This window comes from Halalkalibacter alkalisediminis, assembly GCF_028610705.1.
Lineage (GTDB): Bacteria > Bacillota > Bacilli > Bacillales > Bacillaceae_D > Halalkalibacter > Halalkalibacter alkalisediminis.
In genome coordinates, this window is record NZ_JAQQWT010000007.1 from 174618 (window position 1) to 186448 (window position 11831).

Below are 11831 nucleotides of genomic sequence, written 5' to 3' on the forward strand. Positions count from 1 at the left end.
CTACTCCTGAGTGCAGATAATCTCTGACGTACGCCGCGTTAAGGCATTAAGTGATAGACAAAATCTGTCTATAATTAGGGTGGTACCGCGTGATCATAACTCTCGTCCCTTTACCTGGGATTGGGAGTTTTTTTGTTTTTTGAGTAAGTGTTTACATGATTTTATTACATAAATAAGGGAGATGACTAAATTGAAAAAACTTACGTCTGCTCAAGTGCGTCAAATGTATTTAGATTTCTTTAAGGAAAAGGGACATGATATTGAACCAAGTGCTTCTCTTGTTCCTCATGAGGATCCGTCATTGTTATGGATTAATAGTGGGGTAGCGACACTTAAGAAATACTTTGATGGACGTGTTATACCTGAAAATCCAAGAATTACAAATGCTCAAAAATCAATACGTACAAACGATATTGAGAATGTTGGAAAAACAGCACGTCATCATACTTTTTTTGAGATGCTTGGGAATTTCTCGATTGGTGATTATTTCAAAGAAGAAGCCATTGAATGGGCTTGGGAATTTTTAACAAGTGAAAAATGGATTGGTTTTGAGGCGGACAAGCTATCTGTAACCGTTCATCCTGAAGATGATGAGGCTTACGATTACTGGAAAGAGAAAATCGGTATACCGGAGGAGCGTATCATTCGGTTAGAAGGAAACTTTTGGGATATAGGAGAGGGTCCAAGCGGTCCTAATACAGAAATTTTCTATGATCGAGGTCCAAGTTATGGGAATGATGAAAATGATCCTGAATTATATCCTGGTGGCGAAAATGAACGATATTTAGAAGTGTGGAATTTGGTATTCTCGCAATTTAATCATAATCCTGATGGTACGTACACTCCATTACCTAAGAAAAACATAGATACAGGAATGGGTTTAGAACGAATGGTATCAGTTATTCAAGACGTTCCAACGAATTTTGAAACAGACTTATTTTTGCCGATTATTCAAGCAACAGAAGAGATTTCTGGAGTGAAGTACGGAAAAGACAAAGAAATCGACGTAGCATTTAAAGTAATTGCAGACCATGTTAGAACTGTAGCTTTTGCGGTAACAGATGGAGCTCTTCCATCAAACGAAGGACGAGGTTATGTATTAAGACGTTTGCTTCGTCGAGCTGTACGCTACGCAAAATTAATTAACATTCATCGCCCGTTTATGTTCGAATTAGTTCCAGTTGTTGGAGAAATTATGGTTGACTTCTACCCAGAAGTAAAAGCTAAAACGGAATTCGTACAAAAAGTATTGAAAAATGAAGAAGAGAGATTCCACGAAACGTTAAATGAAGGTTTAGGAATTCTCGAAAAAGTGTTAGATGACGCTGTTGCATTAGGGAAGACAACGATTAATGGTGCTGATGTTTTCCGCTTATACGATACGTATGGTTTCCCTATTGATCTAACAGAAGAATATGTACAAGAAAAAGGTTTAGAAATTGATCGCCTTGGTTTTGAGCGTGAAATGGAAGGTCAGCGTAAACGGGCTCGTTCGGCTCGTCAAGAATCAGGTTCAATGCAAGTGCAAGATGAGATCTTGGGTCAAATTACGACTGAGAGCTCATTTGTTGGATATGATCATCTGAAAGTAGATACGAAGGTTGAAGTAATTATTGCTGAAAAAGAAGTAAGAGAGTCTGTTTCGGCTGGTAGTACCGCTCAACTTATTTTAGCTGAAACTCCTTTTTATGCTGAAAGTGGTGGTCAGGTTGCTGACACGGGAATCATTAAAGGTGAAGGGGTATTTGCAGAGGTTACGGAGGTTATTAAAGCTCCAAACGGTCAACATCTTCATACAATTGTGATTAAAGAGGGCGTGCTTGAAAAAGGAGCAACGGTTTCGTGCGTGGTTGAAGAAACGGAGAGAGTCTCAATTGTGAAAAATCATACGGCGACTCACCTTTTACACCAAGCTTTAAAGGATGTTCTAGGTACTCATGTTAATCAAGCTGGTTCACTCGTATCAGAAGATCGACTTCGTTTTGACTTTTCTCATTTTGGACAAGTAACAGCAGAAGAAATGACGAAGGTTGAAGAGATCGTAAATGAGCAAATCTGGAATGCATTAAGTGTAGATATTTCTTTGAAAAATTTAGCTGAAGCTAAAGAAATGGGTGCGATGGCTCTATTTGGTGAGAAATATGGCGAAACGGTACGAGTTGTTAAGATTGGTGAATACAGCTTAGAACTATGTGGAGGATGCCACGTTCGCAACACAGCTGAAATCGGCTTGTTTAAGCTAGTGTCTGAATCAGGTATTGGTGCTGGTATTCGCCGTATTGAGGCGGTGACTGGAAAAGGTGCTTATGAACATATGAATGCACAGATCCAATTGCTAAAAGAGGTGGCATCTAGCTTGAAAGTGAAACGTGTGCAAGATGTTCCAGCAAGAATTGAATCAACTCAATTGCAAATTCGTGAATTGCAACGTGATAATGAATCATTAACAGCTAAATTGGGTAATATGGAAGCTGGTAATCTTGTTAATGAAGCAGTAACGGTTAATGGTGTGACCGTGCTAGCTAAAAAAGTAGATGCAGCAGATATGGATGGTTTGCGAGGCATCGTTGATAAATTAAAGCAAGATCTTATATCAGGAATTATCGTCTTAGGTGCCGTTTCAGGTGAGAAGGTAAACATTGTAGCGGGAGTTACGAAAGATCTTCACCCACAAGGATATCATGCAGGAAAGATTGTTAAAGAAGTAGCTACGCGTTGTGGTGGAGGCGGTGGAGGCCGTCCGGATATGGCACAAGCTGGAGGGAAAAATCCAGCTGAATTAGAAGGCGCGCTGGCGTTCGTAGAAGAATATGTAAATACGATTTCCTAATTGGAGATTTATGGTGTACAATAAAAGTAGACAAGCTATTGGGGGAAGAATCGTAATTTTCACCCAGTAGCAATGAATGAAAGAGGTGTTTGTGATGAGCTCTATGGACAAAACGATGCAATTTAATTTTCATGATGACACGGTTGATGTTGATGTCCAAGAGGTGCTTCTCTCTGTCTATGAGTCACTAGAGGAGAAAGGCTATAACCCCATTAACCAGATTGTTGGCTACTTGCTTTCAGGAGATCCGGCGTACATCCCTCGTCATAAGGATGCACGTACACTCATTCGTAAGCTAGAACGTGATGAACTAATTGAAGAGTTAGTGAAATCCTATTTATCACAGCACCGTAAGGAGAATGAATGAGAGCACTTGGATTAGATGTCGGTACGAAAACGGTAGGAATGGCTTTAAGTGATGAACTTGGATGGACGGCACAAGGCTTGTCTACATTAAGACGAGCTGAGGAAAATCCTGAAAAAGATTTCGAAGCAATTAAAGCAATAGTTGAAGAAAATGGTGTTGATACCATTGTAATTGGACTTCCTAAGAACATGAACGGTTCCATTGGGACAAGTGGTGAAAGAAGTCAGTTATTTGCTGATACATTAAGTGAGTACGTATCGTGCACGATAAAGATGTGGGATGAACGTCTAACAACGGTGGCAGCAGAACGGATGCTTATTTCCGCGGATGTTAGTCGGAAGAAAAGAAAACAAGTCATCGATAAGATGGCCGCCGTTATGATTTTACAAGGCTATCTTGACCACAAAGGAAACTAAAGAAGTATGATAAAAAGGTCGATTTTTACCTTTTTATCATACTTCTAAATACTACATTACAACAAAGAGGTGCAAGAAAATGACAGAACAAGAAAAAGAACGAATTGTAATCCCAGATGAAAATGGGGATGAGCATCTTTTTGATGAACTTTTCAGATTTCACGTAGATGCAACGAACAAGTCTTATATTTTAGTGACACCAGTTGGTGCTGATGAAGATGAAGATGAAGATGAAGAAGTAGAAGTATTTGCTTTCCGTTATGAAGATCGTGAAGGCGAGGAAGATGATATTGCATTATTCCCAGTAGAGACGGATGAAGAATGGGAAATGGTTGAAGAAATGTTAAATACTTTTCAACCAGAAGATGAGGAATAAAAAACCAATTCCCAAAACCAGGGAATTGAAAAAATGGTTACCCAAAACCGGGGTAACTTCGAAAAAAACCAATTCCCAAAACCAGGGAATTGGTTTTTTTCTTTAACTTTTGTAGAATTGTAGTATAATAAAACGGTGGAAGGAGGAGAATGATGTCTGATTCCAACGAAAAACCACGAAATGAATTGTATGAAGAGCGAGTTTCTCAGGCTAGAACGGTGAGAAAGATTGTTTTTTTTAGTGTGATTGGTTTAATGCTTATAGGTATCATTTTATTTATTAGTGCTTATTTTTATTTTAAAAATACATTAGGTCCTGTTGATGGGAGTAACCCTGAGGAAATTCAGGTGACTATTCCAATAGGGTCAACCGCTAATCAAATAGGAACGATTCTTGAGTCTGAAGGTTTAGTTCGAAATGGGACTATGTTCCGCTATTATGTTCGTTATAAAAACGAATCTGGTTTCCAAGCTGGTGACTATAACCTTTCAACAGGTATGAGTATGGATGATTTAATTGATGCATTGAAAGAAGGAAGAGTTCTTCAAGAGCCAGAGTTAGTGTTTACTGTCCCTGAGGGGAGATGGCTTATAGATGTGGCTAAAATTATTGCAAGAGAAACTGACCATTCAGAAGAAGAAGTCATGAATGTTCTGACTGATCGAGAATATATTGAAAGCTTAATTAATCAATATCCTTTCTTAACAGATGAAATTTTAAATGAAGAATTGCATTACGCATTAGAGGGTTATTTGTTCCCTGCTCGTTACGATTTCGTTGAAGAGCAACCGACGATTGAAACGATCATTAGGGAGATGCTGAACAGCACACAGTCCGTGTTAACGGAGTTTGCTGATGAAATTGAACAAAGCGAGTACACGATTCATGAAATATTAACGCTTGCGTCGATTATTGAAAGAGAAGCACAGAAATCAGAAGATCGATATAAGATATCCGGTGTTCTTTATAACCGTCTAGAGCGAGGGATGAGGCTACAAGTAGATCCAACTGTTTCCTACGCTCATGGACAACACAGTTATATGACGACCTACAAGATGTTAGAGATTGATTCTCCATATAACACGTATAAATACGCGGGAATTCCTATTGGCCCGATTGCAAGTCCTGGGAAGGATTCAATCAAGGCTGCCTTAAATCCAGAAGAGACTTCGGCCATTTTCTTTTATGCACGTTATGGTGGAGAAGTAATTTATACGGAAACATTAGAAGAACACAACGCAGTCCATCAACAGTATCGACAGGAATGGGTAGATGGACAAGCAGCAGAAGAAGATCAAGACGAGTAATGTGTGAGGGGGATGTGTGAAGGCACGCCCTCTTTTCTATGTAATGAAAGTAGATTGGAGTGGAACAATGATAAATGAGCACGTTGAAACTTATTTAAAATCGCTCGCACCAGTGAGATGTGAGCAGGTTGAAATGATAGAAGCATATGCAAAAGAGCATCAAGTTCCCATTATGGATTTAGTCGGCATGGAAAGTCTGTTACAACTGTTGAAATTGCATCAACCAAAGCGAATATTAGAAATAGGAACAGCAATTGGTTATTCAGCAATTAGAATGGCACAAGCATTACCGGATGTAGAGATTTTGACTATTGAACGAGATCGAGCACGCTATGAAGAGGCGATTAAGAATATTAAAGCTTTAAATTTGATGGACCGAATCGAAGTGAAGTATGGTGATGCACTTGATTTAGCTCAAATACTTGAATCAGCACCCCTTTTTGATGTATTATTTATTGATGCTGCCAAAGGTCAATACCAACGTTTCTTTGACTTATACGGTAGATTCGTTAAAACTGGTGGTGTAATTTACTCTGATAATGTGCTTTTCCGTGGACTTGTTGCGGATGAGAACATAGATAATAAACGTTTGCGTAAAATTGCAGAAAAGATAAATGGCTATAATCAATGGCTAATAAATCACGAGGGGTATGATACTAGAATATTACCTGTTGGAGATGGATTAGCTGTTAGCATTAAACATTTAGAAGGAAGGTAGAATAATGGGGATAAAGCCAGAATTGCTTGTTACACCTAAAGATATTGATGCGGTAAAAAGATTGTTTCAAGCCGGTGCCGATGCAATCGTAATAGGTGAAGAAAAATTTGGTTTACGTTTAGCTGGAGAATTTACAAGAAATGATGTGCAAGAAGCAATTGAAATTGCACAACGACAAGCAAAAAAAGTCTATGTTTCAATGAACGCGATTTTTCACAATGATAAGGTGAGTGAACTTGCCGATTATATACAGTTTCTAAAAGACATTAAGGTCGATGGTGTGATCTTTGGTGACCCTGCTGTGTTGATGGTGGCACGCGAAGTTGCTCCAGATTTGAAATTACACTGGAATACAGAGCAAACGGTAACGAATTGGTTCACGGCGAATTATTGGGGAACTAAAGGAGCAAAACGTGCGGTTTTAGCTCGTGAAATCAATATGGATTCGATTATTGAAATTAAAGAGAATGCAAAAGTTGAAATAGAAGTGCAAGTTCACGGTATGACTTCTATGTTCCAATCAAAGAGAATGTTAATTGGAAATTACATGCAGTTCCAAGGGAAAAACCTAGAAGTCGAAAAAAGGGATAAAGAACGTAATCTCCATTTATTTGATCCTGAGCGAGATGCAAGATATCCTATTTTTGAAGATGAGAATGGTACACATATTATGAGTCCGAATGATATTTGTATTATTGATGAATTAGAGGAAATGATTGATGCTGAAATTGATAGCTTCAAAATTGATGGACTGTTGAAGTCAACAGAATATATGGAAGTTGTTACAGGCTTATACCGTGAAGCGATTGATTTGTGTGCAGAGGATCGTGAAACATATGAGGAACGTAAAGAAGCATATTTAAACAAATTAGAAGAAATTCAACCGGAAAAACGTAAACTTGATACAGGATTTTTCTTTAAAGAAACGGTTTATTAGGAAAGGAGGATGTTTGATATGACTACAATAGCTGAAGGCACCAAAGAAAGAAAACGAGTAATTTCAAAAAAGCCTGAATTGCTTGCTCCAGCGGGAAATTTAGAAAAATTAAAAGTGGCTGTCCACTACGGTGCAGATGCTGTTTTTATTGGTGGCCGTGAATTTGGACTTCGTTCTAATGCGGATAATTTCTCTCTTGAAGAAATGAGAGAAGGTGTGGAGTTTGCAAATAAATACGGTGCTAAAGTTTATGTGACGACTAATATTTTTGCTCATAATGAAAACATGGATGGGTTAGAAGAATATTTAGAAGGATTACAAGAAGTTGGAGTTACCGGAATTATTGTAGCCGATCCTTTAATAATTGAAACGTGTAAGCGCGTCGCTCCTAAAATAGAGGTTCATTTAAGCACGCAGCAATCTTTAAGTAACTGGCTTGCTGTTAAGTTTTGGAAAGAAGAAGGATTGCACCGTGTGGTTCTAGCACGTGAAGTAGGTCTTGAAGAAATGTTAGAAATGAAAAAGAATGTTGATATCGAGATTGAAGCATTTGTACATGGTGCGATGTGTATTTCCTATTCAGGACGTTGCGTGTTAAGTAATCACATGACTGCAAGAGACTCAAACCGTGGAGGGTGCTGTCAATCATGTCGGTGGGAATATGACCTATATGAAACAAATGATAACGGTGAAAAAGCTCTTTATGATGAAGGCGATGCTCAATATACAATGAGTCCGAAGGATTTAAACCTTATTCAAGCGATACCTAAAATGATCGAGGCTGGTATCGATAGTTTGAAGGTTGAAGGAAGAATGAAGTCGATTCACTACATTGCTACAGTAACTAGTGTGTATCGAAAAGTCATCGATGCGTATTGTGCGGACCCTGATAACTTTCAAATTGATAAAGCATGGCTTGATGAATTAGAAAAGTGTGCAAATCGTGATTTTGCTCCGCAATTTTTTGAGGGGGCACCAACATTTGAAGATCAAATGTATGGAAAAAATGCAAAGAGAACAAATTATGATTTTGCCGGGTTAGTTCTTGATTATAACGAAGAATCTTCAATGGTTACTTTGCAGCAACGTAATCATTTTAAATCTGGTGATGAGATTGAGTTTTTTGGCCCAGAAATTTCTAATTTTGTTCAAAAAGTAGGGACCATTTGGGATGAGGATGGCAATGAAATAGATGCAGCTAGACATCCATTGCAAATTGTTCGCTTTAAAGTGGACAAACCAGTCTTCCCGCAAAACATGATGCGTAAAGAGGTAAGGTAATGTCAAATAAACCAATTGTTATCGGTGTTGCTGGTGGGACCGGTTCAGGAAAAACAACGGTAGCAAAAGAAATTTTCTATCAATTTAATGAACAATCTATTGTATTAATTGAACAAGATGCCTATTATAAAGATCAAAGCCAACTAAGCTTGGAAGAACGTCTGCAAACGAATTACGATCATCCGTTAGCCTTTGATAATGACTTGTTGCTTGAACATTTGAAGAAGTTATCTTCCAAACAAGGAATTCAAAAGCCGGTCTATGATTATGCAGCTCATACTCGTTCTAAAGAAGTGATTGATATTAAGCCAAAAGATGTCATCATTTTAGAAGGAATTTTGATTTTAGAAGACAAGCGTCTTCGCGATATGATGGATATTAAGCTTTTTGTTGATGCAGATGCTGACATTCGAATTATCCGTCGTTTAGTGAGAGACATTTCAGAACGTGGGCGTTCAATTGAATCAGTGATTGATCAATATACATCGGTTGTCAGGCCGATGCACTTACAGTTTATTGAACCAACGAAACGTTATGCGGATGTGATTATTCCAGAAGGTGGACAGAATCGTGTCGCTATTGATCTAATGGTGACAAAAATTCGCACAATTATTGAAGAGAAAGCGATTTTGTAATAGCATAAGAAGAAGGTCTCTAAAAAGACCTTCTGAGTTAGAGACAAAAACTCGGGAATCCGAGTTTTTCATCTACATACGGCAGTAAATTTTATCTTTATTACTAAAAAGCTATTAGGTTAAAACAGTTTCAGGCACCAACTTGTAGAACGCACTTATAGTAGCAGAATGAGGAGTGAAAGACATGGCAGAAGAGAAAAAGCATTATATGACGATGGATGGAAAGCGTAAGCTAGAAGAAGAAGTAGAATATCTAAAGACGGAACGACGTAAAGAGGTCGTTGAACGTATAAAGATTGCCCGTAGCTTTGGAGACCTTTCAGAGAACTCTGAGTATGATTCAGCAAAGGAAGAACAGGCTTTTGTTGAAGGGAGAATTGCTCAGCTTGAAAAAATGATTCGTAATGCCGTTTTAATTGAAGAAGAAGAAGGGGCAGCTAATGTCGTTTCTCTAGGGAAAACAGTTAAATTTATTGAGCTACCTGACGGTGATGAAGAAGAGTATACAATTGTAGGTAGTGCAGAATCAGATCCAGCTGAAGGTAAGATTTCAAACGATTCTCCAATGGCCCAAAGCTTACTTGGACGTGCAATCAATGACAAGGTTACCGTTAATACACCTGGTGGAGAAATGGAAATTAAAATCGTTGACATTCGCTAATGATGAACAAGAAGCTGCTCAATTTGAGTAGCTTCTTTCATTGCATTCACAACTAGATCTAGTTCGATTGCATCTCGCGAAATGAGTTAAGATCTTGTATAATGACGGAAAAGAGAGTGATTAAAGGGAGTGGAGATATGCAAGGATTTCGTTATGAACAACGAAAGAAAAAAAGATTGAACCGTGTGTTAAATGTAGCGATTAGTATTGTGACCATTCTTATCTTATTTTTTGCTTATCAAATATTCTTTGGCTCGCCATCAACTGAGGAAGTTACGACTAATGAGATAGTTGAGGAAGAAGAACAAGAGCTTACTGAATCGAGTGAAGAGACGCAGGAGACCTCAGCTGAAATGGAAAGTGAAGAAAATAAGCCAGAAATCAATGAGGAGTCAACTGAAGATGAAGTTATAGAAGAAGAGGATCTTGAAATGGTACCTGAAGGTGAATGGGAGCCAGTAGGGACAGAACAAACGGAATTCACTCCTAATTTCTCAAGCGGGAGTACAAATCGTTTAGAAATGGAAAAAGCGATACGTTATGCAACAGGCCTTGATCATAATATGACTGTGTGGCGAATAGAAAATGGAGGTTCTCCTACAAGGGTAAGAGGAGTAGTAAGTGGACCCGATCATCCAGGCCAACCTTATGAAGTGTATATTGAGTGGGTTGATGGTCAAGGCTGGAAGCCGGTAGAGAAAAGACAGCTAACAACAAATCCATACAGATAAGCTGCCAAAAGGGCAGCTTTTTGTTAGAAGGAAAGAAGGAGTTTTAAGATGTCAAAAAAGATAATGACCAATGGAACAATTATGACGATGGATGCCGAAAACCGTTTAATTAAAAAGGGGGCTATTGCGTTTGAAGATGGGCAGATTACGTTTGTCGGTGAAACCCCTAGTGATTTATCAAGCTATGATGAGATTATTGACGTAGATGGTGATTATGTATTACCAGGGTTAGTGAATACACATGGGCATGCCTCTATGTCACTTTTAAGAGGCTATGCAGATGATCTTCCTTTACAGCAATGGCTTGAAGAAAAAATGTGGCCGATTGAGGCAACTTATACAAAGGACCATGCGAAATGGGGTACGAATTTATCGATTATTGAAATGTTACGTACAGGTACTACTACTTTTGTTGATATGTACGATAATATGGATGAAGTCGCGATGGCAGTTGATGCAGCAGGAATAAGAGCTAGGTTATGTCGAGGAATGATTGGCTTTGGCTCAGAAGAGTTGCGCCAATCGAAATTAGAAGAAGCTTCAAGTTTCGCACGGAATTGGAACAACCAGGCAAATGGACGTATTACAACGATGATGTCGCCACACTCTCCTTATACATGTGCGCCAGACTTCATCGAGAAAATAGTCTCCAAAGCAGTAGAATTAAATTTGCCCATCCATATCCATATGTCTGAAACTCAATCTGAAGTTGAGTTAAATGTGCGAGAGTATGGAGAACGCCCCGTCAAGCATTTAGAGAAGCTAGGAATGTTTGAGCAACCGACGTTAGTTGCTCATGCTGTTCATGTTGAAGATTGGGAAATGGACATATTAGCAAAATATGATGTGAAAGTTTCAAATAATATTATTAGTAATTTAAAACTAGCAAGTGGTATAGCACCCTTACCAGCGTTGCTAAGCAAAGGAATAACCGTTTCATTAGGGACGGATAGCTCTGCTTCTAATAACAACCTCGATCTATTTGAGGAATTAAAGCAGGTTGCCATGCTCTACAAAGGGGTACATAATGATGCGACGTTAATCCCTGCAGAAAAAGCGTTACAAATGGCGACTATTCATGGTGCAGAAGCGATTTGGCTCGATGATCAAATAGGAAGTCTAGAAGTAGGGAAACAAGCAGATTTCATCGTCATGAACACAAAGCAAGCCTTTTACCAACCAGCCCATAACCCAATCTCACATCTTGTCTATTCTGGAAGCGGGAGAGATGTGAAGGATGTCTACGTTCAAGGGAAGCAAGTCGTAAAAAATGGCGAGTGCGTAACTGTAGATGAAGAAAGAGTGATCTTCGAAGTCAACCGCCTAAGCCAGAAGTTTTAGAGTTTTTTCAAAAAGGTTGATCTTTACCTTTTTGAAAAAACTCGTAGCAATGAGCGGATCCGCTGCAAGGTTTTAAGCTTTCTATGAGTGATCTTCTCATAGAAAGCGCGCAGCGAGAGGAGCCATTGCAACCAATATTTCAGCATATTTCAAAAAAAAGGTTGATCTTTACCTTTTTGAAAAAACTCGTAGCAATGAGCGGATCCGCTGCAAGGTTTTAAGCTTTCTATG

General features: G+C 38.7%; 12 protein-coding genes and 1 other annotated feature (1 of these 13 only partly in view). All 12 genes read left to right on the plus strand.

Features of this window, described 5'->3' with window-relative positions; translation table 11 throughout:
- Positions 1-113 (plus strand) — a binding site (T-box leader); it begins 93 nt to the left of the window's first position.
- A 77-nt stretch (positions 114-190) separates the two neighbouring features.
- The 12 genes from alaS (at position 191) to PQ474_RS13240 (ending at position 11600) form a co-directional block, all read left to right on the plus strand.
- Positions 191-2830: an alanine--tRNA ligase gene (gene alaS / locus PQ474_RS13185; RefSeq protein WP_273843980.1), complete on the plus strand. Its 2640-nt coding sequence runs from the start codon at positions 191-193 to the stop codon at positions 2828-2830.
- A gap of 94 nt (positions 2831-2924) precedes the next feature.
- Complete coding sequence (locus tag PQ474_RS13190) at positions 2925-3197, plus strand: IreB family regulatory phosphoprotein (RefSeq protein ID WP_034746893.1); 273 nt, start codon at positions 2925-2927, stop codon at positions 3195-3197.
- Entirely contained in the window at positions 3194-3613 is a 420-nt protein-coding gene (gene ruvX, locus PQ474_RS13195) for a Holliday junction resolvase RuvX (RefSeq protein ID WP_273843987.1), read from the plus strand. The genes PQ474_RS13190 and ruvX overlap by 4 nt, the downstream gene beginning before the upstream one ends.
- 79 nt (positions 3614-3692) lie before the next feature.
- Complete coding sequence (locus PQ474_RS13200) at positions 3693-3989, plus strand: DUF1292 domain-containing protein (RefSeq protein ID WP_273843989.1); 297 nt, start codon at positions 3693-3695, stop codon at positions 3987-3989.
- Between the two features lie 152 nt (positions 3990-4141).
- Complete coding sequence (gene mltG / locus PQ474_RS13205; protein ID WP_273843992.1) at positions 4142-5296, plus strand: endolytic transglycosylase MltG; 1155 nt, start codon at positions 4142-4144, stop codon at positions 5294-5296.
- A gap of 67 nt (positions 5297-5363) precedes the next feature.
- Positions 5364-6014, plus strand: a complete 651-nt coding sequence (locus PQ474_RS13210; protein ID WP_273844070.1) for an O-methyltransferase — start codon at positions 5364-5366, stop codon at positions 6012-6014.
- Between the two features lie 4 nt (positions 6015-6018).
- A complete protein-coding gene (locus PQ474_RS13215) occupies positions 6019-6951 on the plus strand; it encodes a peptidase U32 family protein (RefSeq protein ID WP_273843995.1) in 933 nt (310 codons plus the stop codon).
- 18 nt (positions 6952-6969) lie between these two features.
- The gene (locus tag PQ474_RS13220; protein ID WP_273843998.1) at positions 6970-8232 is read left to right on the plus strand and encodes a peptidase U32 family protein; all 1263 of its coding nucleotides are present in this window, start codon (positions 6970-6972) and stop codon (positions 8230-8232) included.
- Positions 8232-8867, plus strand: a complete 636-nt coding sequence (gene udk / locus PQ474_RS13225; protein WP_273844000.1) for a uridine kinase — start codon at positions 8232-8234, stop codon at positions 8865-8867. Before PQ474_RS13220 ends, udk begins: the two co-directional genes overlap by 1 nt.
- 184 nt (positions 8868-9051) lie before the next feature.
- The gene (gene greA, locus PQ474_RS13230) at positions 9052-9528 is read left to right on the plus strand and encodes a transcription elongation factor GreA (protein WP_273844003.1); all 477 of its coding nucleotides are present in this window, start codon (positions 9052-9054) and stop codon (positions 9526-9528) included.
- Positions 9529-9665: 137 nt separating this feature from the next.
- Positions 9666-10259: a YrrS family protein gene (locus PQ474_RS13235; protein WP_273844006.1), complete on the plus strand. Its 594-nt coding sequence runs from the start codon at positions 9666-9668 to the stop codon at positions 10257-10259.
- A gap of 48 nt (positions 10260-10307) precedes the next feature.
- The gene (locus tag PQ474_RS13240) at positions 10308-11600 is read left to right on the plus strand and encodes an amidohydrolase family protein (RefSeq protein ID WP_273844008.1); all 1293 of its coding nucleotides are present in this window, start codon (positions 10308-10310) and stop codon (positions 11598-11600) included.
- Positions 11601-11831 lie beyond the last annotated feature (231 nt).